Here is a 24,262-nt window from a genome sequence, read left to right on the forward strand (position 1 = left end):
TCTTTGCCAGATCCTCCCGCGAATCATATAAAACTGCCTCATGTTTCCACTGCTCTCCAGATCCCGCAAACCGCAGGCCAAGCCGCCTGCGCAGGAAACACGTACCCTTGACGTCGCCGGCCGCCTGATGCCGCTGACGATCCGCCAGCATGAGCGGGCAACCCGCATTACGCTCAGGATCGAGCCCGGCGGCAAGGCCCTGAAGATGACTGTTCCGCGCGGCCTTTCTGCCCGCGAAGTCAATGCCTTCCTCGACCGGCATCAGGGCTGGCTTCTGACCAAGCTCGCGAAATTCACGGCGGACAACAGCCTGCGCGGCGGCAGCGAAATCCTCCTGCGCGGCGTGCGCCACCACATCGAGCATACCGGCACCCTGCGCGGCCTCACCGAAGCCGTTATCGTCGATGGCCGGCCGGTGCTGCGCGTCAGCGGCATGCCCGAACATGCCGGCCGCCGCATCGCCACCTTCTTGAAAAAAGAGGCCCGCGCCGATCTGGAAAGATACGTCGCAATCCACGCCAAGACCATCCGCGCGACTGTCTCCTCCATCACCATGAAGGATACCCGCAGCCGCTGGGGCTCTTGTTCCTCGCAGGGCAATCTCAGCTTTTCCTGGCGCATCGTCATGGCGCCGCCGCTGGTCATCGATTACCTCGCCGCCCACGAAGTCGCGCATTTGCGCGAGATGAACCACGGCCCGCGCTTCTGGGCGCTCTGCCTCAAGCTCTGCCCCGACATGGACGAAGCCAAAGCCTGGTTGAAGCGCCACGGCAGCCAGCTGCACGCAATCGATTTTGATTGAGTGGCATTCTGCCGGAGCAAGCTGGAGTGCGCCCAAGGCAATTGCTTGCGACTGCATATGGACAGGTTAGCCCCTCATCCGTCCTCACACAGCTTCGCCTCGCTCATCTGTTCGAGTCCACCTTCTCCCCGCACGCGGGGCGGAGAGGTTTGGTGAGGTCGCCCCCTCTCCTCGTCAAAACGGGGAGAGGGCTGGGGTGAGGGGCACTTTTATTTCATAGACAATGGTCCTGGAGCCCCGCAAAAATCCCGCCAACGTCGCCTTTAGGCTCGACTCTTTCCAATTTTCGTGTCACTCCGCTGCCATGAACCCCGATGTCAAAATTTGTGGTCTGAAGACGCCGGAAGCGGTGGATCGTGCTCTTGAGCGCGGCGCTACCCATATCGGCTTTATCTTCTTCGAAAAGAGCCCGCGCTATATCGAGCCCGACATGGCCGGCCTGCTGGCCGAGCGTGCTCGCGGCAAGGCGAAGGTCGTTGCCGTCACGGTCAATCCCAGCAATGACGATCTCGACGAGATCATGTCGCTGGTGCGGCCCGACATATTGCAGCTCCATGGCAATGAAAGCCCGGAGCGTGTGCTGACCATCAAAGCGGTCTATAATGTCCCCGTCATGAAGGCCATGTCGGTGCGCGACGCCGACGATCTGAAGCGGGTGGAATCCTATATCGGCATTGCCGACCGCTTCCTGTTCGACGCCAAGCCGCCCGCTGGCTCGGAGCTGCCGGGTGGAAACGGCGTGTCCTTCGATTGGGGCCTGATGAGCTGGCTCGACGATCGGGTGGATTACATGCTGTCGGGCGGTGTCAACAAGGACAATGTTGCCCGCGCGCTGGCATCCACCAAGGCCACGGGCATCGATCTTTCCTCCGCCGTTGAAAGCGCGCCGGGTGTGAAGGATTTGGGCAAGATCGACCAATTTTTCGACGCTTTTGCAGAAGCATGTCTGCCGGAACCGGCAGCAGGGAGTAGAAAGTGAACCAGACGCCTAAACCCAATTCCTTCCGCTCCGGCCCCGATGAGGACGGCCGTTTCGGCATTTACGGCGGTCGTTTCGTAGCCGAAACGTTGATGCCGCTGATCCTGGATTTGCAGGAGGAATGGAACAAGGCGAAGGACGACCCGGTCTTCCAGGCGGAGCTGAAGTCGCTGGGCACGCATTATATCGGCCGCCCGAGCCCGCTTTATTTCGCCGAGCGCCTGACGGCCGAACTCGGTGGCGCGAAGATCTACTTCAAGCGCGAAGAGCTGAATCACACCGGCTCGCACAAGATCAACAATTGCATCGGCCAGATCCTGCTTGCCAAGCGTATGGGCAAGACCCGCATCATCGCCGAAACCGGCGCCGGCCAGCACGGCGTTGCCTCGGCGACCGTTGCCGCCCGTTTCGGCCTGCCTTGCGTGGTCTACATGGGCGCGACCGATGTCGAGCGCCAGGCGCCGAACGTGTTCCGCATGAAGCTTTTGGGTGCAGAGGTTATCCCGGTCACCGCCGGCAGCGGCACGCTGAAGGACGCGATGAACGAGGCGCTGCGCGACTGGGTCACCAATGTCGACGACACCTATTACCTGATCGGCACGGCCGCCGGCCCGCATCCCTATCCGGAAATGGTCCGCGATTTCCAGGCCGTGATCGGCACGGAGGCCCGCGCGCAGATCCTGGAGGCAGAAGGCCGCCTGCCGGATCTCGTCGTGGCGGCCGTCGGCGGCGGCTCGAATGCCATCGGCATCTTCCATCCTTTCCTCGATGACGAGGGCGTCAAGATCGTTGGCGTCGAAGCCGGTGGCAAGGGCCTTGAGGGCGACGAGCATTGCGCCTCCATCACCGCCGGTTCGCCCGGCGTGCTGCATGGCAACCGCACCTATCTGCTGCAGGACGGCGACGGCCAGATCAAGGAAGGTCATTCCATTTCGGCCGGCCTCGATTATCCCGGCATCGGCCCGGAACACTCCTGGCTGAACGATATCGGCCGCGCCGAATATGTTCCGATCATGGACCATGAGGCGCTCGATGCCTTCCAGACGCTGACGCGCCTCGAAGGCATCATTCCGGCGCTCGAGCCGAGCCATGCGCTCGCCGAGGTGATTAAGCGCGCCCCGAAGATGGGCAAGGACCAGATCATCCTGATGAACCTCTCCGGCCGTGGTGACAAAGACATCTTCACCGTCGGCAAGATTCTGGGAATGTGAGTTAGACGCCATGACCGCACGTATGGACAAACGCTTCGCCGCTCTGAAGGCTGAAGGCCGCCCGGCACTCGTCACCTATTTCATGGGCGGCGACCCCGATTACGACACCTCGCTCGGCATCATGAAGGCGCTGCCGGAAGCCGGCGCCGACGTCATCGAGCTCGGCATGCCCTTTTCCGATCCCATGGCTGACGGCCCGGCGATCCAGCTTGCCGGCCAGCGCGCCTTGAAGGCCGGCCAGACGCTGAAGAAGACGCTGCAGCTTGCTGCCGATTTCCGTAAAGTCGATGCCGATACGCCGATCGTGATGATGGGCTACTACAATCCGATCTACATCTACGGCGTCGAAAAGTTCCTCGATGACGCGCTTGCCGCTGGGATCGACGGTCTGATCGTCGTCGACCTGCCGCCGGAAATGGATGACGAGCTCTGCATTCCGGCCATCCGCAAGGGCATCAACTTCATCCGCCTGGCGACACCGACGACCGACGACAAACGCTTGCCGACGGTTCTCAAGAACACGACCGGCTTCGTCTATTACGTCTCGATGAACGGCATCACCGGTTCGGCTCTGCCGGATCCGTCGCTGGTTTCGGGCGCCGTCAAGCGCATCAAGCAGCATACGGAGCTGCCGGTTTGCGTCGGCTTCGGCGTCAAGACGGCCGAACATGCCAAGCTGATCGGCGCTTCGGCTGATGGGGTCGTCGTCGGCACCGCCATCGTCAACCAGATCGCCACCAGCCTTACCAAGGATGGCAAGGCGACTTCAGATACCATCCAGGCCGTTGCCACGCTTGTGCGCGGCCTGTCGACAGGAACGCGCTCTGCGCGCCTTGTTGCCGCCGAATAGTTTTCCCATATAGGCCTTTCCCCAATCCCTCGCGGATTGAGGAAGAGCCCTATGGGCATTTGGTGGCGACTAGGATATCGATTAATTCGGTCGATTAGGAGTTTCGAATTGAACTGGATCACGAACTACGTCCGCCCGCGGATCAATTCCATGCTGGGCCGTCGCGAGGTTCCGGAAAATCTCTGGATCAAGTGCCCCGAGACGGGCGAGATGGTCTTCCACAAGGATCTGGAAGACAACAAGTGGGTCATTCCAGCCTCCGGCTTCCATATGAAGATGCCGGCCAAGGCTCGCCTTGCCGATCTCTTCGACAAGGGTGAATACGAAGCCCTGCCGCAGCCGAAAGTGGCGCAGGACCCGCTGAAGTTCCGCGATTCGAAGAAATACATCGATCGCCTGAAGGACAGCCGTCTGAAGACCGAGCAGGAAGACACCGTTCTCGCTGGCCTCGGCAAGGTTCGCGGCGTGAAGCTCGTGGCTGTCGTCCATGAATTCAACTTCATCGGCGGCTCGCTCGGCATGGCGGCCGGCGAGGCCATCGTGAAGGCCTTCGAGCGCGCGATTGCGGAGAAGTGCCCGTTGGTCATGTTCCCGGCTTCGGGTGGTGCACGCATGCAGGAAGGCATCCTGTCGCTGATGCAGCTGCCACGCACGACGGTTGCCGTCGACCTGTTGAAGGAAGCTGGCCAGCCCTATATCGTGGTTCTGACCAACCCGACCACCGGTGGCGTTACCGCATCCTACGCCATGCTTGGCGATATCCACATGGCCGAGCCGGGTGCGGAGATCGGCTTTGCCGGCAAGCGCGTTATCGAGCAGACGCTGCGCGAAAAGCTGCCCGAAGGCTTCCAGACCTCCGAATATCTGCTGGAGCACGGTATGGTCGATATGGTCGTGAAGCGGCATGACATTCCGGATACTCTCGCTACGCTTCTCAAGATTCTGACCAAGGCGCCGGCAAACGATGTGTCCGCCAAGAGCAAGAACGGCGCTGCATTGCCGGTAGCGGCGAAGGCCTGATATCACAGAGCATTTCCAGGAAAAGTGCGTAGCGGTTCCCCGTTCGGAATTGCGTGAAACCAAGAGGCTGAGCATTTCGCGATTTGAAGAAGATCGGAAGCGCTCTAGATAGCCAAAAGGCGGAGGTGCGGGATGACGGCTATGGATCAATCCGCAAAGAGCGAAGCAGCGCGGGAAATCGAGAAACTCTTGGAGTTGCACCCCAAGGGTTTCGATCTCTCCCTAGAGAGAATAACCCGGCTGCTCGATATCCTCGGCAATCCTCACAAGAAGCTGCCGCCGGTGATCCATGTCGCCGGCACCAACGGCAAGGGATCGGTCACAGCTTTTTGCCGCGCCTTGCTCGAGGCCGGCGGCTACAGCGTGCATGTCCATACTTCGCCGCATCTTGTGAACTGGCACGAGCGTTACCGCATGGGCATCCAAGGTGGCCGTGGTCAACTCGTCGACGATGCCGTCTTTGCCGATGCGCTGCGTCGCATAGCTGCTGCCAATGCCGGCCAGAAGATCACCGTCTTCGAAATCCTGACGGCTGCAACCTTCCTTCTCTTCGCTGAACATCCAGCCGATGCCGCCGTCATCGAAGTCGGCCTTGGCGGTCGCTTCGATGCCACCAACGTTATTTCCGATCCGGCCGTCTCGGTCATCATGCCGATTTCGCTCGATCACCAGCCCTATCTCGGCGATCGCGTCGAGCTGATCGCCGCCGAGAAGGCCGGCATCATGAAATCTGGTCATCCCGTCGTCATCGGCCATCAGGAATATGATGCCGCGCTCGATGTGCTGATCGCGACGGCCGAGCGGCTTCGCTGCCCGACCGCCATTTTCGGCCAGGATTTTTCCGCCCACGAGGAATATGGCAAGCTGGTCTATCAGGACGAATTCGGCTTGGCCGACCTGCCACTGCCGCGCCTGCCGGGCCGTCACCAGTATGGCAATGCCGCTGCCGCCATCCGCGCCGTCAAGGCTGCGGGTTTCACCGTCACCGAAGCGATGATGGAAAAGGCGATGACCTCGGTCGAGTGGCCTGGCCGCCTGCAGCGGCTGACCGAAGGCAATCTGCTGCCACACGCGCCCGAAGGGGCGGAGATTTGGGTCGATGGCGGCCATAATTCCGGCGCCGGCGAAGTCATTGCCGAGGCTATGGCTAATTTCGAGGAGCGCCAGCCGCGACCGTTATTCCTGATCATCGGCATGATCAACACCAAGGATCCGATAGGCTATTTCAAGGCTTTCGCCGGTCTTGCCGAGAAGGTCTATTGCGTACCGATCCGCGGCAGCGATGCCATGATCGATCCGGTTATTCTGGCCAATGCCGCCTATGATGCCGGCCTGGTGGCCGAACCGATGTCTGATGTCGGCGAGGCGCTGGATGCGATTAAGGCTATCGCGGCGCCAGCCTCGCCACCTCCGCGCATCCTGATCGGCGGCTCCCTCTATCTGGTTGGCGATGTGCTTGCCGACAATGGCACGCCGCCGCGGTAAGCCAAATCGAGATCAACAAAAAAGCCCGGTCGAGCCGGGCTTTTTTCATGCGATCGATACCGAGATCAGGATGCGCTGGAGATCCAGTTCTGCAGGGCCGTCTTGGGAGCGGCGCCGACCTTGATGTCAGCAACTTCGCCGCCCTTGAACATGGCAAGCGTTGGGATCGAGCGAACGCCGAACTGTGCAGCCAGTTCCGGGTTTTCGTCGATATTGAGCTTGGCGACCTTGACCTTGCCTTCGAACTGCACTGCGAGTTCTTCGAGAGCGGGAGCGATCATCTTGCACGGACCGCACCATTCGGCCCAGAAATCAACAACGACGGGCTCGGCGGACTGCAGGACTTCGGCAGCGAAGTTGGAGGTATCGACTTTAACGGTAGCCATAGGCTGCTCCTTTACCAGGATTTGCGGTTGCTAAATATGTGATGGTGCGGTGCCCAAATTTCAATATTTGGTATTTCACTTTGTCTCGAGCTCCGCAAGCGCCCATGCAAGCGCCTCTTCGGATAGCGTGTAGATCGCTGCGCTTTCGGTGTAGACCAGCAGGCAATCGACGCGCTTTCCCGGATAGAGCGGCAAGAGGATGGCGCGGTAGATGGCGAGCTGCGCTTTATGGGCGAAAGGGATGTCGCTTTCGTTGCGGGGCGGCACTCGGTTGGTCTTGTAGTCGAGAATGACGATGCGGTCGTCAAGGTCAGCCAGGCGGTCGATACGGCCCGATACGGCATAGGACTGGCCGCCGAGTTTCAGCGTTCCCATGATCGAGACTTCCGCCTGTGCATGCGCGCCGAAAGTGCCTTGCAGCTCCGGATGGTCAAGCAGCGCCATGACGGCCCTGATCAAGGCTTCCCGTTCGGCCTGTGGCCAGAAGCGAGCCGCCCGCTCGGCATAGCGCCGTGCGGCATCGACACGGTCTTCCGGCGCGATATCGGGCAATGTTTGCAGCATGCGGTGGATGAAGCGGCCCTTCTGCAGGGCGCGGTCCGATTTCGCCTTTTCGCCGAAAAGCGCCGACGTGACGAGCAGGTTGTCGGCCTCATCGTCGACAACGGTGCCGACGCCGGATGGGCTGAGGGGGCGCGGCAGGTTTCGCGACGGCGGCAGCGGCCGGCTGAGGCCGGCGGGCAGGCCGGTACGCTCCGTGCGTTTTTCCGGTTCGCGCATGGTTTCGAACTCGCGCTGCACCTGCGCGACGTGCCAGCTCAAACCGTCCCAATCGCCATCAGGCCCGGAGAAGGTCTTCGGCGTGCAGTGCTGCTCGTCTCCGCGTAGTGCCGTGGAAATCATGGCATGCCAGGTATCGGCGTTCTCGCGGATGCCGCGATAGCCGCAGATGATCAGTCGGTCGGCGGCGCGCGTCATGCCGACATAGAGCAGGCGGCGATATTCCTCTTCTGCAAGGGATTGCAGCCGCGCCGTATCGGCCTGCGTCAGCGAATTGGCAAGCGCCGAGACAGGCACCCAGACCGGCAGCGGAATCTGGTCCCGGCCGGTCTCGATCAGCCGCATCTTCGGCAGGTGTGTGTGGGTGAAGGCCTTGCCGCCGCCATCAACGAGGAAGACGATCGGCGCCTCCAGCCCCTTCGAGGCATGCACCGTCATGATCCGCACTTCATTGCGGCCCTTGTCCTGCTCGCGCTTCACGGTCGGCGCTTCAAGCTCCAGCGTCGAGATGAAGGATTGCAGCCCAGGCAGACCGCTGGTCTCATGGTCCAGCGCGAAAGTCAGGAATTCGTCAAGGATATCGCTGACCTCGGTGCCGAGTCGCGCCAGAAACTGCCGTCTGCCGCCGAAGCAGCCGAGCACGCGCGCGTAGAAGTCGTGAACGGCCAGGCTCTTCGACAGCGAAAGATAGGTTTTCAGCCGCTCGGCTGCCTGCTTGAAACGATCATGGCCATCCTCGGCAAATCGCTGCAGGTGGCTCCAGACGCTTTCCTCTTCATCGCGATAGGCGGCGACGGCGAAGACATCGTCTTCGCTGAGATCGAACAAGGGGCTTTTCAATAGCGCGGAGAGCGAAAGATCGTCTTCCGGCAGCAGCAGGAAGCGGCCGAGCGCGAGGAGATCCTGAATGGCGATATGGCTGGTCAGCACCAGACGATCGGCGCCGGCGACCGGAATATTGCCGCGTCGTTTCAAAGCGCGGGTCAGCGCGTTGACGAAGCTGTCGCGCTTGCGCACCAGCACGAGAATGTCGCCGGCCTCGATGAACCGGGCCTTGCCCTTCTCGATGATGGTTTCCCGCCCGACGAGATTGCCGATCGTCAGTGCCATCCGTCGCGCCAGGATGGCGGCTGGAGCACTTTCCGGCGTCGAGTCGAAAGGTGCCGTCCAGTCTTCTTCCTTGGCGGCCGGCTCCGGTGCGATCATCTCCCAAAGGTCGACGGCGCCGGGATGGCCGATGCGGCTAGAGCGGTGCACCACCGGCTCGTTGACGGCGCTCAGTCCACGGGCATTCTCCGGGCTGGTGAAAACATGGTCGACGGCGCCGAGCACATCGGCGGTCGAGCGGAAGGACAGCGGCAGGCGGATCGACGAGAATTGCTGGCCGCTCGCGCCCACGCGCCGTCTCGTGCGGTCGCTCTCCTCGGAAAAGCGTTCGGGACGGGCGCCCTGGAACGAGTAGATAGACTGCTTCTCGTCGCCGACGGCAAAGATCGTCCGCAGCGTCGGCCGTGCGCTTTCGCCGGAAAAGAAATCCTCCGCCAGCGACTGGATGACACTCCACTGGATCGGGCTGGTGTCCTGCGCCTCATCCACCAGAATATGATCGATGCCTTGATCCAGCTTGTAGTGAATCCAGGGTCCGACATCCTTCTTGGTCAGGAGATCGGCCGTGCGGGTGATGAGATCTTCGAAATCGAGCTGGCTGCGACGCTTCTTCAGCTCCTCGTAATCCCGGTTCAGCCGGTCGGCGAGGATGAGGGCGGCCCGCGTTGCGCGGTACATCCGCATCAGCTTCAACCGGTCGCGGCAGGCAACCACATGGGCGCGTGCCTCAGCGACAGCCTCGGCAAGGGCAGGGGCATCTGCCAGCATTGCCTTGACGAAGAACTGGCTGTCGGATTTCGGCTCGCCCTTGGCCGTCAGCATGGTTTTTTCGAGGATTTCAGCGCGGGCGATCGGATCCGTCTCGCGTTTGGCGAGGCGCAGGGCGTAGGCGACCTCTTGCGCCTTGGCGCCGCCCTTCTGGTCGGCAAGCGTCAGATAGAGCTCAAGCATTGTGCCGGAGAGGCCGGGAAGCGGCCAGTATTGCCCGGCGATGCCGTCTTCCGTGTCGCCGGTGGAGAGGCCGAGCCGCGCCAGCAAGGCCGCCTCAAAGCCACCTTGCCGCTCGGCTGCCTCGGTGAAGCGTCGGATGGCATTGCGATTGGCGACGATATCGGCGAGCAGCGTTTCCAGGCCAGATTCGTCACCGAGATCGAGCACATAGGCGAAGGCCTCCGCCAGCTCGGCATCGCCATGCGGCGTTGCGGATGAAAGCAGCGCGCGGCGGGCATCGTCGAGCAAGGTTGCCGCCGCCCGGTCGTCGAGCACGGAAAAGTGCCCGGCAACGTTGGCCTCGAGCGGAAATTGATGCAGCAGAGCCTCGCAAAAGGCGTGGATGGTCTGGATCTTCAGGCCGCCCGGCGTTTCCAGCGCCTTGGCAAAGAGCCGCCGTGCCTCGGCAAGCGTGAAGATGTCAGGCTCCTTGCCTTCGATGTCGGCTATGCGCGTCTTCAGCTCCTCGTCCGGCATGGTTGCCCAGGCCGCGAGGCGATCGAAGACGCGGTTCGACATCTCGGACGCCGCCGCCTTGGTATAGGTAAGGCAGAGGATGGCCGAAGGGCGCGCGCCTGCAAGAAGCAGACGGATAACGCGCTGCGTCAGCACATGCGTCTTGCCGGAGCCGGCATTGGCCGAGACCCAGGCCGAGCGCTCGGGGTCGGAGGCGATGGATTGCTGGATCGTCGTCCAGCTGATCCAGACGCCGGGATCGTCGCTTTCGGGCAGGTTGGCGAAGTCGTCGGCGGGAAGCTCACTCATCGCCGCCGCCTTCCTGTTCGCTCTCTGCCGTCGACCATTCCGATACGCGGGCGAGGTGATCGTAATCGCCGCCATACTCGAACTGCTGGGCTGGGATCAACCGTGAGGAGAAGCCTTTCTCTCCCGATTGTAGCAGCGAGACGAATTTCACCAGCTGGTCCATCGATTCCTGCGCCAGATCCATAGCCGACTTCGTTTCCGTTTTGCCGCCGCGGCTGGAATGCTCGTTGTTGACCTGGTCGACCTTGAAGCGATCGCCGGGCCGCAGCCGGACATAGAGCAGGTTTTCGGGCAGCAGCGCGCCTATATTGCGGAAGGCGCCCGCCTTCAGCGCATAGGCTTCGAGCGCCAGCTGCGGGTCGAGCAGCGCGCGCGCCTGTGACGGCGAGGGATTGTAGCCGGTCTTGTAGTCGATGAGGTCGGCTGCCTTGTCGCTCTTGACGTCGATGCGGTCGGCAACACCGGTAAGACGAATGCCAATGGGCTCGATCTCGACGCCTGCAGGCACTTCCGTCGCCGTTTTGTGAACCCCCGGCCGCCGTTCCGCTTCCCAGTCAAGGAAAGCACGTGCCACTTCGCGAAAACGAGGCCGCCAGACGCTGTCGATATGAACGGGCAGCCGTTCGGCATCGAACAGGTCTGCGATGATGCGATCCATGGCCAGCGTCGCATCCGGCGTGCCGGCAATATGCCCCTCGCGGACGAAACGATCGATGATCTTGTGGTAGAGCGTGCCCCGCTCGGCCGGGCCGGGATCGCGGTTGAATGGGGCGACCGGATCGAGCCGCAGCACGCGCCGGGCATAGATGGCATAGGGGTCGCGACGCAGCCGCCCCACTTCGCTGAAGGAATAGCTTTTCGGCTGCAACTCCACAGGCGGTTTCGGTGCCGGGCGTAGCGCCGGCGCCTGGTTTTCGCCCTCGTCGATCATGCCGGCCCAATGGCGATACTGGTCGCCGCGAGCCTTCATAGCGTTTTCCAGTTCCTCGCCGCCGAGCGCGATCAGCCGCTGCAGCCAGCGCGAGGCGACCGTCGGGGTTGAGCCCTGACGCAGCGCACGCGAATAGATCAGGTCGCGGGTGCCGTTCGCCATTTCAAAATCGTGCGCCAGCTGGCCGATACGGCGCTCCGGCGGCTCAAGGCCGATCTCGGTCTTCATGCTGCGGGAAATGAAGGGGTTGTTTGCCGTCTGTCCCGGCCATGATCCTTCGTTCAGGCCGCCGAGGATCAGCGTGTCGACGCTCTGCAGGCGGGCTTCCAGCGTACCGAAGATGAAGAGGCGCGGATGGCTGAGCGCCCGCGGCTTCACCGCCTGACCCACACAGAGCGCCGTCGTGATGTCTATCCACTGCACGCCATCGGCCTCGAGCTGGCCCTCGGTGTCGATGACCTCCTTCAGCAGGCTGGCGAGCGTATCCCCGGCCTCCCCGGACCAAAGGGTGGCCAGGTTGCCGCGCTCATCGGCGGCCACCGCCTCCAGTGCCCGGCCGGTGCGTTCCGCCCATTCCGAAAGGGTCAGTAGACCTTCGACAGTCCGCAGGGAGAGCGCGGATGTAAGCGGATCGCATGCAGCAGTCACCCGCCGCGCCAGTTCGCGTGCGTATTCGATGGCCTCGGGCGGCAGCGATTTGCGCCATTGCGGCGCGTGCCTGTCGCTGGCCTGCTCGGCGATGCTGATATCCAGCAGGCTTTCCAGCGTGCCGACGTCGATATTGGCGACGCCGCCTCTGAGCGCCAGGATTTCCAGCGCATCGACACCGAGGCCGTGCGCTTCCGGCGAAACGCCGAAACGGGCGAGGCGATGTTTGAGCAAGGCGACGACCGCGACGGGATCGCCGGGGCGAAGCGTGGCTTCGAGCAGCAATTGCAGCAGCGTGCCTTGCGGCGTGGCGTTGAGCGGCGTGCCAGCCGAATCGTCGGCGCTGATGCCGAAGCGCGCAAGCTCTGCCGTGACTCGCCTGGCAAGATTGCGGTCCGGGGTGATCAGCGCCGCCTGGCTCTCGCCACCGTTGCGCCCGGGCTTGTCCAGTGCCAGCCGCAAGGCAATAGCGATTGCCGTCGCTTCCTCGCGTTCGTTCGATGCCTCGATCAGGGAGACATCGGCGAAGGCGTTACCAATGGCGTCAGCGGCAAGCGTCTCGCGCCAGCCCCCCCAGCCGCTCGTCGCTTTCGCCGGCGCCAGCGCGCGCGACAGGATTTCTGCCCGCATCTGCATGGCTTCAGAGGCCTCTGCGACGGCTTCCACATCCCGGCGGGTGACGTGCAGGCGCTTGAGCAGCAGCGACAGGCCATATTGCGAATGGCTGCGGGTGGTGGGGTCGGATCGCTCGCCGGCGGCCGTTTCCGGCGCTACCAGCTGCCAGTCTTCTTCCGGCATCGAAAGATCGAGGCCGGGTAGTACGATCACGCCCTGCGGCAGTGAGGCGACGGCAGCGATCAGTTCTGCCGTCGCCGGCACCGAACCGGTCGAACCTGCGATGATGACAGGCCCGGCATGCCGCATGGTCGATATCCGCTGCACCTCGGCGCGAAGAACGGCATTGCGGTTGCGGGCGGGCGAGGATTTGCCGAGTTCTTCGAGGCGAGCCGGCCAGAAGGCGCTCGCGATCCGCAGGAATTCAGCCGTCAGCTGCCACCAGAGCGCATGTTCTTCGGCGCTGAGATTGGCAAGTTCGCTCCATTTGCGATCTTCGGTCTCCAGCGAATCGATCAGTTCGGCGAGGTTGCGCGCGAGCCAGATGGCATCTGCCGGACTTGCCGGCGCTACCAGCGGCGAATCGGAATGAATGTCGCGCACGACCTGCGGCAGCCTGTTGCGCCAGGCAAGGATCAGCCGTGCCAGTTCCAGGAGCCGCGCCGTGTTGGCAAGCGGCTGTGCCAGATCGGCTGTCTCAGGCAGGTTTTCCTCGAAATAGCCGCTGTCGTCGTCGGTTTCGCCGAGCGGGCGAATGACAGGGAGAATGGCGGAACGGCCGCCGAGCAGGTCAACGAATTCCGAGCGCAACACGCGCACCGCACGCCGCGTCGGCAGGAATATGCTGACCTTGGCGAGCGATAACGGGTCTTCCGGATCATGGCGAAAATGCTCCGTCAGCCGGCCGTCGCAAAGAGCAGTCGCAAGAGTCTTCAGGAAGGGCAGGCCTGCCGGAATCGTCAGGATGCGTTGCCGGTGTCCGCCCGCCATAGGCTCACGCAAACGCCCGGAATGTCCGGATCGCTTCCTCCGCCTCGCCAACCGCCTCAGGCGTACCGACTGTCAGCCAATGGCCGTCGAGCATGGTGCCATAGAGCCGGCCGCGCTGGATTGCTTTGTCGAAATAGATGTTGAGGTTGAAGGCGTCATTCGGCGCGTCGTCAAAAAAGGACGGGCTCATCGCGATAGCGCCGGCATAGACAACGCCGTCGCGTCCGACATCGCGATAGCGGGCAAGCCTGCCGTCCTGCGCCATGCCGAAGTCATTCTTGCCGTTATGACCCGTAGTTCGCTCCAGATCGACGCAGAGCATCGCCATATCCATGCGTTGCTCATCGTAGAATCCGGCTAAGCGTTCTAGGTTCGTTGGATGGCCGGGCTCCTCGCCGACCCAGAACAGATCGGCATTCATGACGAACACCGGATCGCGGCTCAACAGCTTCAGCCCTTTGACGAGGCCGCCGCCATTGTTCATCAGCGCGTCCCGTTCGTCGGAGATCAGGATTTCAAGGCCGCGATAGCCGCGCAGATGCGCTTCCATTTGATCGGCGTGGTGATGGACGTTGACGACGGCCCGCTCGACACCTGCCTGCACCAAAGCATCCAGCGTATAGTCGATCATCGGCTTGCCGGCGATTTTCACCAGCGGCTTCGGGATGGTGTCGGTGATCGGCCGCATGCGGGTTCCGAGTCCCGCGGCCAATACCATGGCTTGCTTGATGGTCATCTCGTCTCGAACTTTCGATTCGCTATCTGCTTTCCTTAGCACAAGGCCGGAAAGCCGTCGCGGGGTCTAGGTTTATCGGATTATTTCCGCTTCACTTCGCCACCGATCCGTCTGTCAGATTGACCGCATCTGAGCTAAGTGCCCCATCGAAGGTGTTGTCGCGAAGTCAGTACCAATTTTTAATGGATTGATACTCCACTTCTCGGCAAGCAGTGATGGATTGTCCTCTGAGCCAAGAATCCAACGGTCATATAAAGGATCGGATGCTTTGGTGAGATACTCTGGTGTAAGCGCCGAAATTTCCGGCAAGCCGAGATCCATTTCGTCGCGCGTTGTCGCGCCAAAGTTCAGAGTAACGGTACCATCAGCTACGCTAAATGCCCGCTCCATTGCGCCGTGGCGTGCGCGTTGCCACACCTGCGCGTTGACCACGCGATAAGAGGCAAAGTATTGGGCATCACCAAATCTTTTCGATAGATCGCATAAGGTTTTCCGCAAAGCCTTACTATCACCATCAACGTTTAGCCCGGTGACAATGAGCGTCCAGCCATTGATCGGCGGGCACACAAAAACGGGAACCCCATTCGGGGGATAGACATGAGTTTCTTCGAGCCCTCGTCGCCATGTCGCGGCCTGCACCTGGGTGAGTTCGAGTTGGCCAATGACGGCAGTCGTATCGCTGGTGCTAATCGCCAACCAGCCAGTCTTGTAACCGAATGGTTCTGGGTTATCAGCACCGGCCGATTCTTGTCCAAAAACGCGCTTTGCCAAAAAGATGCAGCCGGAGAGCCAAGCGATCGAAAACAACGTCCTTCGCTCTAAAAGCATGTTCTGACTTCGCTCATCTGTTGAAACGTTACTACAACCTAAACCCGGCCGATCCCGGCCTTCTCGCACCATTCGCGTAGGGGTGCGAGCGCTTCGTGTTCGAAGGCGATGGCGAGATAGGCGAGCGTGCGTGGCATATGCTTCAGGTATCCCGGCTTGCCGTCGCGCTGCAAAAGCCGCACCCAGAGGCCGGCGAGCTTGCAATTGCGCTGCGCCGACATGATCGCCCAGCTCTTCAGGAACTTGGCCTCATCAAAGCCGCCCTGGGCGTGCCGGAGCGCAAGATAGTCCGACATCAGCTGGTCATGCAGGTCGCGTTCGATCGTCACCCGGGCATCCTGCATGAGTGAAGCGACGTCGTAGGAGGTCGGCCCGATCATCGCGTCCTGGAAGTCGATGAGGCCGATCCGTTGGATGCCCTTTTTTGCCGCCCGCCAGATGATGTTGGGCGAATGCATATCACGCAGCAGCAGGTTCTTTTCCGTATCTTCAAGCTGATCGATCAGCTTGTCCCAGATCGCCAGATAGTCGGCACGTTCCTCATCGCTCGCCGGTGTGCCGCGCTTCCAGGGCAGATGCCAGTCGAGCAGCAGCCGCGCTTCCATCTTCATCGCGGTCCGGTCGAAATCCGGAATGTGATGGATGTGATCCGGCGTCACCGGAATATCGTGTGGAATGGACAGACCGTGCAGATGCGCGAGGCAGGCGACGCTTTCGCGATAGCGTTCGGCAATCGGTTTGCCCTCGGCGTCGAGCACGCCATCGGTGCCGAGATCTTCGATCAGTAGGATGCCCTGATTGTAGTCGGCGGCGAAGATTTCCGGAGCGGCAAAGCCGTTTTCGTGCAAGATATTGGCGATCGCCACGAACGGATAGGTATCCCAGGCAAGATGCGCGACCTTGGGATAGGGCTTGCCGTCGAGCACGGGCGGTCCTTCGGGCAGACCCGGCCAATCCATCAGGATCACGCGGCTGCCGCCATTCGCCGGATGGATGGATTCGTAAGCCCGCAGCGAGGCATCGCCGGTCAGGAAGCGCCTGTGCGCGCCGCGATAGCCGTGCGTATCGAGAAAGGCGCGGATGGCAAGCACGCGCTCGATGCGCGCCATCTGCTTGGCCGGTGCCGTGATCGTGACCCGCCGTCCTTCGCCTTCATGTGTGAGCTTGAGGTCGATACGATCCTTCGGGAGCTCGCCTTCGGCCATTTCGGGCCACTCGACGAGACAGGTGCCGATCTGCAGGGCTTCGTCAAAGCCGAGTTCCGTCAACTCGCTGGGATCGCCGAGGCGATAGAGATCGAAATGCGAGACCGGAATGCGCAGCTCATAGGATTGCACGAGCGTAAAGGTCGGGCTCGGCACATCAAGCTCGGTATCGTCGGCCATGGCGCGCAACAGCGCGCGTGCGAGCGAGGATTTGCCGGCGCCGAGATCGCCTGATAATGCCAAGCAGTCGCCAACCTTCAAGGCCAGCGCCAGATCCTCGCCAAGCTCTGCCGTGGCGGCGTCGTCTGCGAGGAAGAGGGAAATGCTGCTGTTTGAGGCTGTCATTCTGCTGCGACGGAGTGGGGTAGTTCAGCCGAGGGGATGCGGCAGGTGACGGTCGTCCCCTTGCCCGGCTGGCTTTCGATGGAAACCTCGCCATCATGCAGGCTGACGAAGCTTTCGACAATAGAAAGGCCAAGGCCTGCTCCGCTGCGCTTGCCACCCTTGCCGCCCGAGGCAAAGCGATCGAAGACGCTGTGGATCAGCTCTTCCGGTATGCCGGGACCCTTGTCGGCGACCGAGAAGACGAAATCTGTGCCTTCGCGTCCGCATTTCAGCGCAATGGTCGAGCCCTCGGGGGCGAAGTTCGCGGCATTGGTCAGAAGCTTGAGCAGAATCTGCTTCAGCCGCTGCTGATCGGCAACGATGGAGCCGAGACGGGCCGGCACGGTGATTTCGAGCGTCACGCCGCTTTCCTGCAGCCGGTCGGCGATCTGCATCGATACTTCATCGAGCAGGTCGCTGAGCTCGATCTCGGAATAGTTGAGCCGCATGATGCCGGCGTCGAGCGTAGCCAGATCGAGAATGTCGTTGACCAGCGTCAGAAGCACCGATGAGGAGGTGGAAATATGGTCGATATATTCGGCCTGCCGATCGTTCAGCGAGCCGATGCCCGGCGTCTTCAAAAGGTCGGTGAAGCCGATGATGTTGGTCAGCGGCGAGCGCAGCTCGTAGGAGACGTGCTGGACGAAGTCGTTCTTCAGTTCGTCTGCTTTCAGCAGTGCATCGTTCTTTTCGGTGAGTGCGCGTTCGGCGCGGACGCTGTCGGTCTTGTTGACGAAGGTCAGCATTGTCTGCGCGTTCGGTAGCGGAATGACGGCGTAGTCGAGCACGAGATTGGAATAGAGCTCCAGAGTACCCTGCGAAGACGGCCGCTCGTCGTCGAAGCTGGTGATCTGTTCGGCGAAGCGCTTCCAGCCGTCGGGTCGATCGTAGGAGGGTGCACAGGCTTCGGCCAGCGCCTGGATATGCGTGTCGGGCTTGGCCTGCGCCTCGGTAATGTTCCAGAGAATGCGGAAAGCCGGGTTCGACAGGCGGATGCGGCCATCGGGACCGAAAACGGCGACGCCTTCGGAGAGATGGTCGATCGTCTCGCCCTGAACCTTGACCAGCGTATTGTAGCGCGTTTCGAGATCGACCTGCTCGGTCAGGTTCTCGAACACCCAGGTCGCGCCTCCCTGCGGATGCGCGGTTGCGAACACCCTCAGGATCTGGCCGTTCGGCAGATGCCAGAGATCGGTCTGCGTATCGAGCGCGCGATAGACGGAAAGGACGCCGTCCTTCCAAGTCTTCCAGTTCAGCTGTTCCGGCAGCTTCTTGGCGCCGCGCAGCCGGTCCAGAAGCTCACTATTGTCAGGACGCTTCTCGAGGAAGGCGATATCGAGCTCCCAGAGCTGGACGAAGGCCTGATTGTAGAATTGCAGCCGCCGGTCGCCGTCGAAGATCGCGACCGGCGTCGCCAGATGATCGAGGGTTTCGGCGTGGCTCTTCAGCGTGCGCGCCAGTTCGGCCCGAACCGCTTCCGCCTCGGAAACATCGATCGCCATGCCGGCGGAGCCGTTGGGCGACTTGACGTCGATGACGTCGAAGAACGTGCGGTTGCCGTGCACGACGGTTGAAATCTTGTCGTGGAAGGGCGATTCCGGCGTTGCCGATGCGCGGATGCGCTCGCGGGCCACCGTCGTCAGGAATTCACGCTCTTCGCGAATTGCTTCTTCCGCCGAAATAGCCTCGACAGCCTCGCCATAGGCCTGGTTGACCCAGGTGAGCTTGCCTTCCGCATCGCGCTGCCAGACCGGCAGGTCGATGGCATCGAGCAGATTCTGGAACGCCGAAATCGAGGTCATCAGCCGATCGCGCTCGATCTTCAGCTCGGCCAGTTCGGCGCGCAGATTGTTGAGTGCGATGAAGCGGACGAAGGCGCGACCGCCGGAAATGCGGCCCTGCGCTTCGAGAATTTCGTCCCGGTTGGTCTCGACGACCATGTCGAAGCTCTGGCCGCTGCCGCGCAGCTTGTCGATCGCCTTGTCGAGCTCGCCTGCCGACCATGATTTCAGCCAGCGGCCGAAGGCGAGGAACTCGTTATCCTGCGGCGCGCCGGTTTCGACGGGCAGCTGGCCGAGCAGTTCCGGCCGTGCGTCCTGGCCGTCCCAGATGACGATACGGCGGTTCTTGTCGGCGATCAGTGCCTGATATTGGGAGATGCGCTGGTTGGCGTCGGAGAGCGCCGTGCGGATCTCGCGGCTTTCGCTTTCCAGATTGCCGCGTTGCCGAACCATCCAGACGGTCGAGAGCAGGGCTGCGGAAATGACGCCGATGATGACGGAGAAGACGGCCATTTCGGAAGAGGTGAAGAGGCGCACAGTCGTCTGGGCCGCAACGTCGCTTTGAGCGAGAACAGGTCCCGCGAGGCCGGTAACAAGACCGCCGAAAACGCTGAGCCGCAGCATGCGGCTGAAGGAGGCCAAGCGGCCCTTGCCGCGCTTCGCCTTCGCCGAAAGCCAATATGCACCACCCTGCCGCAGTCGCGCCGCCGCTCGGTTTAGCGCTGGCTGATGCAGGTTGTCTTCCCCTTCAGACATAAGAGGTCTGTCTCCGTCTTTCAGAGCATGATGCCGAAAAGTGTAAACGGTTTTCGGACGAGATCATGCTCTACTTATCTGATTGTAGAGCGAATTCAGATTCTAGGCCGAACAGACCTAAAATCATCCGGCTCTACTGTGCCGCATCCTGACAAGACATCCCATTTTCATGGCTCCGGGCACGCCCGGTTCGTCACGAATCAAGTGTAAAAACAATACTGCCTAAGGGAATCTGCGGGAAGGGAGCTGGCTAAAAAATAAGCCCCGGCATTTGTCAATGCCAGGGCCACAAGATGTTGTGGATACTGTTTTAGCAATCAGTATCTGTAGTGGTTCGACTTGAACGGGCCCTTCGGCGTCACGCCGATATACGAAGCCTGCTCTTCGGAAAGCTCGGTCAGTTTCACGCCAAGCTTGGCGAGATGCAGGCGAGCGACCTTCTCGTCGAGGTGCTTCGGCAGCACGTAGACTTCGTTCTTGTATTCGTCGGGCTTGGTGAAGAGCTCGATCTGGGCCAACGTCTGGTTGGTGAAGGAAGCCGACATCACGAAGGACGGGTGGCCGGTGGCGTTGCCAAGGTTCAAGAGGCGGCCTTCCGAGAGCAGGATGATGCGGTTGCCCTTGGAGAACTCGACCATGTCGACTTGCGGCTTGATGTTCGTCCACTTCTGGTTCCGCAGAGCGGCAACCTGGATTTCGTTGTCGAAGTGGCCGATGTTGCCGACGATCGCCATGTCCTTCATCGCACGCATGTGGTCGATGCGGATGACGTCCTTGTTGCCGGTCGTGGTGATGAAGATGTCAGCCGAGGAAACGACGTCCTCGAGCTGAACGACTTCGTAGCCGTCCATGGCGGCCTGCAGGGCGCAGATCGGATCGACTTCGGTTACCTTGACGCGAGCGCCGGCGCCGGAAAGCGAAGCGGCAGAACCCTTGCCCACGTCGCCGTAACCGCAGACGACGGCAACCTTGCCGGCCATCATGACGTCGGTGGCGCGGCGGATACCGTCAACCAGCGATTCCTTGCAGCCGTACTTGTTGTCGAACTTCGACTTGGTGACGCTGTCGTTGACGTTGATGGCCGGGAAGGGCAGCAGGCCCTTCTGGCTGAGCTGGTAGAGACGGTTGACGCCCGTGGTGGTTTCTTCGGTCACGCCCTTGATGGCGTCGCGCTGCTTGGTGAACCAGCCCGGCGAAGCCTTGAGGCGCTTCTTGATCTGGGCGAAGAGGATCTCTTCTTCTTCCGAATGCGGATTGGAGAGTACGTCCTCACCGGCTTCGGCGCGGGCGCCGAGCAGGATGTACATCGTGGCGTCGCCGCCATCGTCGAGGATCATGTTGGACACGCCACCGTCGGTCCACTGGAAGATCTTGTCGGTGTAGATCCAGTAGTCTTCGAGGCTCTCACCCTTGACGGCGAAGACCGGAACGCCGGAGGCGGCGATCGCAGCGGCGGCGTGGTCCTGGGTTGAGAAGATGTTGCACGATGCCCAACGTACCTGAGCGCCGAGTGCCACCAGCGTCTCGATGAGAACGGCGGTCTGGATCGTCATATGCAGCGAACCGGTGATGCGGGCGCCCTTCAGCGGCTGTGCTTCGCCGAATTCGGCGCGGCAAGCCATCAGGCCCGGCATTTCGGTTTCGGCGATCGAGATTTCCTTACGGCCGAAATCGGCAAGGCCGATATCCGCGACGACGTAGTCCTTTTCAGTGCTCATGAAAGTCTCCAGCCTGAACGATGCAGTCGCGCCAAGGACAAACGCCTCGGCCGAATGCAACCAAAATTGCACGCGATAGCGTGTGGATGATGCCGTGTAGCAGGCTTCAGAGTGGAAATCAATGATGATATAAAGAAGTCTTTATATCTTTATATCCAGGCGATGGCAGGCCGGAAAGCCTATATTTCCTCGCCGAATTTGTTGGCGACCAACTGATCCAGTGCCTCGAGCGCTTCGGCGGCCTGATTGCCGCTGGCCGTCACCATGACGCTGCAGCCCGGGCTTGCGGCCAGCATCATTAGGCCCATGATCGAGGTGCCGCCGACCGTCGTGCCGTCCTTGGAAACGGTAATGGCAGCGTCGTAGGCTTCGACGGTCTGAACGAATTTGGCGGAGGCGCGGGCGTGGAGGCCTCGCTTGTTGATAATGAGGAGTTCCCGGGAAAGCTCTGTCATTGGAGGCGGTGCTGTCTCGTCATTTGCCGCTGAGCACGCGGCTGGCCACGTTGATGTATTTGCGACCGGCTTCCGATGCTTCCACCAGCGCCTTTTCCATATTGTTGTCGCCGCGCACGCCGGCGAGTTTGATGAGCATGGGCAGATTGACGCCGGCGATCACCTCGGTGTGGCCGCTGTTCATCACGGAAATTGCGAGATTGGAAGGAGTGCCGCCGAACATGTCGGTCAGGATGATGACGCCATGGCCGTCATCGGCGCCGGCAACAGCCTGCAGAATGTCCTGCCGCCGCTTGTCCATGTCGTCTTCGGGACCAATGCATACCGTCTCTATGAACTTCTGCGGACCAACGACATGCTCGACCGCATGCCGAAACTCTTCAGCCAGCTTGCCATGAGTGACAAGCACAAGTCCGATCATGATATTACTGCTCCCATCGCATTACGCAAACAGGTGGCCCATATCGCAATGCAGCAATGGCGTCCACCGGTGGGGGGACATCTTGGCCATGAAAAGACGAAGTGCAAGCTTAAAATATAGGATTAGAGCGCGTGTCGGGGCCAAATGGGCCATTTAATCCAGTCTTGCGCCGATTTTTGCAGTTATTACCGCGAGCGGGTTCGCTGAGGTTGCGGACAATCGGATCAAAGGCAACTGGATCGAGTCCGTAATGTCGATCTGTTCGTCTTCCGGCGGCAATCGGTCGGCGGTGGCTGGATCGACCGGAAGGATGGCAAAATGCATCTCCGCCTTTGAAACGTAAGGTATGCGAACGATGCCGGTATAGCGAATTTCAATCAGACCGGCGATGGAGGGCGGACATTCGGCAATGATAGAGCTCTCACGCTTTGCTATCAGCACACGGTCGTCGGCGACCAGCATCGCGTTGAGCCCCAGCGGTTTGGCAGCTGCCAGGCAGGAAAAGGCGAGGGTGGATTTGCCGCTTCCGGAGGGGCCGAGAAACAGAAGCCCGGTCTTGCCGACGACGATGGCAGTGGCGTGAATATTCGTTGCTTCGTCGGGCATGCGGCCGCTCATGCCGTCGTTTGTGCCGGCAGCGAGAGGATGAAGCGTGCGCCGAGCAGCGTCGTGCCGTCGCTGTCGATGATGTTTTCGGCCCGAAGCGATCCGCCATGCGCTTCGGCGATCTGCCGGCTGATGGAGAGACCGAGGCCGGAATTCTGCCCGAAACCTTCGGATTCCGGCCGGTCGGTATAGAAGCGCTCGAAGATCCGATCGATATCTTCCGCCTGGATGCCCGGACCGTTGTCCTCGATATAGATGACGCAGCGCGTGCGCGTGCGCGTCAGCCGCACCGTAATCTTGCCGGTATCGTTCGGAACGAAGGACCGGGCATTCTCGATCAGATTGGTTACGATCTGACCGATACGCAGGTCGTGACCTTCGACAGTGAATTTCGCCTTGTTGGCCGGCTTGCGGTCGATCACATATTCGATCTCGACCGCCTTCTTGCTGTGCCCTACCTGCCGCGAAATATCGATCATGTCGCGCAGCAGCACTTCCAGATCGAGCGTTCTTGCATCCGATCGCGCGAGTTCGGCATCGAGACGCGAGGCATCCGAGATGTCGCTGATCAGGCGGTCGAGGCGGCGCACGTCATGCTGGATCACATCCATCAGCCGCTTCTTGGAATCGTCGCTTTTGGCAAGCGGCAGCGTTTCGACGGCGCTGCGCAGCGATGTCAGCGGGTTCTTCAGTTCATGGCTGACGTCGGCGGCGAAGCTTTCGATCGCGTCGATCCTATCGTAGAGCGCGGATGTCATGTCGCGCAGCGCGATCGACAGATTGCCGATTTCGTCCTGGCGCGCGGAGAAATCCGGAATTTCCTCGCGCTCCTTCGCCCCGCCGCGACGCACGCGGATGGCTGCAGCCGAAAGCCGGCGCAGCGGATTGGCTATCGTGGAGGACAAGAGCAGCGACAGCACGACGTTGACGAGTGTCGCAACGCCGAAAACGCGCATGATGGCCAGGCGCTCGGCATGGACGATCTTGTCGATATCGCCGGCCTGGGTCGAGAGCAGCAGCACGCCGAGCACGGCGCGGAAGCGCTGGACCGGTACGGCGACCGAAACGATCAGCTCGCCCTTCTCCGTAGTACGGACCACGGCACCGCGCACGCCGGTGAGCGCATTCATGACTTCCGGATAGATGGAGCCGTCGCCGCCGGGCGCTTCCTTGTAAACAGGCAGATTGCCCGGCTGCAGCATCTTGTTGAGCAGGCCGCTGAACCAGTCGGACCAGCTCTGCTTCTCGTCGTCGACGGGCGGCAGATCGTAGCGCAGCACCTGCCCGCGCGAATAAAGATGGCGGCTGTCGAGGAGCAGGTTCGCGTCCGCATCGAAGATGCGCGCGCGGGTACGCGTCGGCGAAATCAGCCGCGTCAGCACCGGCGCCACCTTTTCCGGATCGATCGGGAATTCCAGATCCTCGTCGTTCGGAACGGGCGTTATGCTTTGGCCTGCCTGCAGCTCCAGAAGCTTCTGCGGATCGATGGTGATGGAGTTCGTGTCGACCGACGCGGATGCCGAGACGGCGCCGGCGATGATCTCGCCCTGCGTCAGCAGGCTCTCGACGCGGGCGTCGATCAGGCCTTCGCGAAACTGATTGAGGTAGAGAATGCCGCCGACGAGCACGACGAGGGCGGCAAGATTGAAGAACAGGATTCGCCGCGTCAGGCTGGAAAAGACGGCATTGCCGAAGATCCGGCGGATCAGAACGAACGGATGAGTCCATCGGCGGCGCGCGATTCGAGCGCCGCTCGGGCTTTCCGAGTCGTCTATATCTCTGTCCTGCACCAGCTGTGCCAAGCCTACGGCCC

Annotated in this window: 18 protein-coding genes; 6 read left to right on the forward strand and 12 right to left on the reverse strand. The window is 61.4% G+C overall.

Annotated elements, in window-relative coordinates:
- Positions 1 to 40 precede the first annotated feature (40 nt).
- The 6 genes from GGD46_RS14505 to GGD46_RS14530 all read left to right on the forward strand — a co-directional run bounded on the left by GGD46_RS14505 (position 41) and on the right by GGD46_RS14530 (position 6,347).
- Positions 41 to 802 (forward strand): M48 family metallopeptidase, encoded by a 762-nt coding sequence (locus GGD46_RS14505; protein ID WP_184704950.1) that lies wholly within the window; start codon positions 41 to 43, stop codon positions 800 to 802.
- A 304-nt stretch (positions 803 to 1,106) separates the two neighbouring features.
- Positions 1,107 to 1,781 (forward strand): phosphoribosylanthranilate isomerase, encoded by a 675-nt coding sequence (locus tag GGD46_RS14510; protein ID WP_184704952.1) that lies wholly within the window; start codon positions 1,107 to 1,109, stop codon positions 1,779 to 1,781.
- Positions 1,778 to 2,992, forward strand: a complete 1,215-nt coding sequence (trpB, locus tag GGD46_RS14515) for a tryptophan synthase subunit beta (RefSeq protein ID WP_184704954.1) — start codon at positions 1,778 to 1,780, stop codon at positions 2,990 to 2,992. Before GGD46_RS14510 ends, trpB begins: the two co-directional genes overlap by 4 nt.
- A gap of 10 nt (positions 2,993 to 3,002) precedes the next feature.
- The gene (gene trpA, locus GGD46_RS14520; protein ID WP_184704956.1) at positions 3,003 to 3,842 is read left to right on the forward strand and encodes a tryptophan synthase subunit alpha; all 840 of its coding nucleotides are present in this window, start codon (positions 3,003 to 3,005) and stop codon (positions 3,840 to 3,842) included.
- Between the two features lie 108 nt (positions 3,843 to 3,950).
- Positions 3,951 to 4,862 (forward strand): acetyl-CoA carboxylase, carboxyltransferase subunit beta, encoded by a 912-nt coding sequence (gene accD, locus GGD46_RS14525; RefSeq protein ID WP_184704958.1) that lies wholly within the window; start codon positions 3,951 to 3,953, stop codon positions 4,860 to 4,862.
- Positions 4,863 to 4,994: 132 nt separating this feature from the next.
- Entirely contained in the window at positions 4,995 to 6,347 is a 1,353-nt protein-coding gene (locus GGD46_RS14530) for a folylpolyglutamate synthase/dihydrofolate synthase family protein (RefSeq protein WP_184704960.1), read from the forward strand.
- A gap of 65 nt (positions 6,348 to 6,412) precedes the next feature.
- On the opposite strand, the gene trxA is transcribed toward GGD46_RS14530, so the two are convergent.
- The 12 genes from trxA to GGD46_RS14590 all read right to left on the reverse strand — a co-directional run bounded on the left by trxA (position 6,413) and on the right by GGD46_RS14590 (position 24,251).
- Positions 6,413 to 6,733, reverse strand: a complete 321-nt coding sequence (gene trxA, locus GGD46_RS14535; RefSeq protein ID WP_047633967.1) for a thioredoxin — start codon at positions 6,731 to 6,733, stop codon at positions 6,413 to 6,415.
- Positions 6,734 to 6,808: 75 nt separating this feature from the next.
- On the reverse strand, positions 6,809 to 10,375 hold the full coding sequence (addA, locus tag GGD46_RS14540; RefSeq protein ID WP_184704962.1) for a double-strand break repair helicase AddA: 3,567 nt from the start codon (positions 10,373 to 10,375) through the stop codon (positions 6,809 to 6,811).
- Positions 10,368 to 13,559 carry a double-strand break repair protein AddB gene (gene addB / locus GGD46_RS14545; RefSeq protein WP_184704964.1) on the reverse strand — a complete coding sequence of 1,064 codons (3,192 nt, stop codon included), beginning with the start codon at positions 13,557 to 13,559 and terminating at the stop codon, positions 10,368 to 10,370. Before addB ends, addA begins: the two co-directional genes overlap by 8 nt.
- Before the next feature lie 4 nt (positions 13,560 to 13,563).
- On the reverse strand, positions 13,564 to 14,295 hold the full coding sequence (locus tag GGD46_RS14550) for a nucleotidyltransferase family protein (protein WP_184704966.1): 732 nt from the start codon (positions 14,293 to 14,295) through the stop codon (positions 13,564 to 13,566).
- A gap of 114 nt (positions 14,296 to 14,409) precedes the next feature.
- Complete coding sequence (locus tag GGD46_RS14555; RefSeq protein ID WP_184704968.1) at positions 14,410 to 15,123, reverse strand: hypothetical protein; 714 nt, start codon at positions 15,121 to 15,123, stop codon at positions 14,410 to 14,412.
- Positions 15,124 to 15,161: 38 nt separating this feature from the next.
- Positions 15,162 to 16,673, reverse strand: coding sequence for a tRNA (adenosine(37)-N6)-threonylcarbamoyltransferase complex ATPase subunit type 1 TsaE (tsaE, locus tag GGD46_RS14560; RefSeq protein WP_184704970.1), 1,512 nt, complete (start codon positions 16,671 to 16,673; stop codon positions 15,162 to 15,164).
- Positions 16,670 to 19,117 carry a PAS domain-containing sensor histidine kinase gene (locus tag GGD46_RS14565; protein ID WP_246806314.1) on the reverse strand — a complete coding sequence of 816 codons (2,448 nt, stop codon included), beginning with the start codon at positions 19,115 to 19,117 and terminating at the stop codon, positions 16,670 to 16,672. Before GGD46_RS14565 ends, tsaE begins: the two co-directional genes overlap by 4 nt.
- Before the next feature lie 449 nt (positions 19,118 to 19,566).
- Positions 19,567 to 20,967 (reverse strand): adenosylhomocysteinase, encoded by a 1,401-nt coding sequence (gene ahcY / locus GGD46_RS14570; RefSeq protein ID WP_184704974.1) that lies wholly within the window; start codon positions 20,965 to 20,967, stop codon positions 19,567 to 19,569.
- 179 nt (positions 20,968 to 21,146) lie between these two features.
- On the reverse strand, positions 21,147 to 21,422 hold the full coding sequence (locus GGD46_RS14575; protein WP_174176445.1) for an HPr family phosphocarrier protein: 276 nt from the start codon (positions 21,420 to 21,422) through the stop codon (positions 21,147 to 21,149).
- 19 nt (positions 21,423 to 21,441) lie between these two features.
- The gene (locus tag GGD46_RS14580) at positions 21,442 to 21,843 is read right to left on the reverse strand and encodes a PTS sugar transporter subunit IIA (protein WP_004127534.1); all 402 of its coding nucleotides are present in this window, start codon (positions 21,841 to 21,843) and stop codon (positions 21,442 to 21,444) included.
- 153 nt (positions 21,844 to 21,996) lie between these two features.
- Complete coding sequence (locus GGD46_RS14585) at positions 21,997 to 22,449, reverse strand: HPr kinase/phosphorylase (RefSeq protein WP_184704976.1); 453 nt, start codon at positions 22,447 to 22,449, stop codon at positions 21,997 to 21,999.
- An 8-nt stretch (positions 22,450 to 22,457) separates the two neighbouring features.
- Entirely contained in the window at positions 22,458 to 24,251 is a 1,794-nt protein-coding gene (locus GGD46_RS14590; protein ID WP_184705045.1) for a sensor histidine kinase, read from the reverse strand.
- Positions 24,252 to 24,262: the final 11 nt, after the last annotated feature.

Source organism: Martinezella lusitana (assembly GCF_014207095.1).
GTDB lineage: Bacteria > Pseudomonadota > Alphaproteobacteria > Rhizobiales > Rhizobiaceae > Rhizobium > Rhizobium lusitanum_B.

Excerpts from the sequence above, each read along its gene's own strand:
- GGD46_RS14510 (WP_184704952.1), top strand. The coding sequence starts at position 1,107 with ATGAACCCCGATGTCAAAATTTGTGGTCTGAAGACGCCGGAAGCGGTG.
- trpA (WP_184704956.1), top strand. The coding sequence starts at position 3,003 with ATGACCGCACGTATGGACAAACGCTTCGCCGCTCTGAAGGCTGAAGGC.
- tsaE (WP_184704970.1), bottom strand. The coding sequence starts at position 16,673 with ATGACAGCCTCAAACAGCAGCATTTCCCTCTTCCTCGCAGACGACGCC.
- addA (WP_184704962.1), bottom strand. The coding sequence starts at position 10,375 with ATGAGTGAGCTTCCCGCCGACGACTTCGCCAACCTGCCCGAAAGCGAC.
- addB (WP_184704964.1), bottom strand. The coding sequence starts at position 13,559 with ATGGCGGGCGGACACCGGCAACGCATCCTGACGATTCCGGCAGGCCTG.
- GGD46_RS14550 (WP_184704966.1), bottom strand. The coding sequence starts at position 14,295 with ATGACCATCAAGCAAGCCATGGTATTGGCCGCGGGACTCGGAACCCGC.
- GGD46_RS14505 (WP_184704950.1), top strand. The coding sequence starts at position 41 with ATGTTTCCACTGCTCTCCAGATCCCGCAAACCGCAGGCCAAGCCGCCT.
- GGD46_RS14585 (WP_184704976.1), bottom strand. The coding sequence starts at position 22,449 with ATGCCCGACGAAGCAACGAATATTCACGCCACTGCCATCGTCGTCGGC.
- ahcY (WP_184704974.1), bottom strand. The coding sequence starts at position 20,967 with ATGAGCACTGAAAAGGACTACGTCGTCGCGGATATCGGCCTTGCCGAT.
- GGD46_RS14565 (WP_246806314.1), bottom strand. The coding sequence starts at position 19,117 with ATGCTGCGGCTCAGCGTTTTCGGCGGTCTTGTTACCGGCCTCGCGGGA.
- GGD46_RS14580 (WP_004127534.1), bottom strand. The coding sequence starts at position 21,843 with ATGATCGGACTTGTGCTTGTCACTCATGGCAAGCTGGCTGAAGAGTTT.
- trxA (WP_047633967.1), bottom strand. The coding sequence starts at position 6,733 with ATGGCTACCGTTAAAGTCGATACCTCCAACTTCGCTGCCGAAGTCCTG.
- GGD46_RS14555 (WP_184704968.1), bottom strand. The coding sequence starts at position 15,123 with ATGCTTTTAGAGCGAAGGACGTTGTTTTCGATCGCTTGGCTCTCCGGC.
- GGD46_RS14530 (WP_184704960.1), top strand. The coding sequence starts at position 4,995 with ATGACGGCTATGGATCAATCCGCAAAGAGCGAAGCAGCGCGGGAAATC.
- GGD46_RS14575 (WP_174176445.1), bottom strand. The coding sequence starts at position 21,422 with ATGACAGAGCTTTCCCGGGAACTCCTCATTATCAACAAGCGAGGCCTC.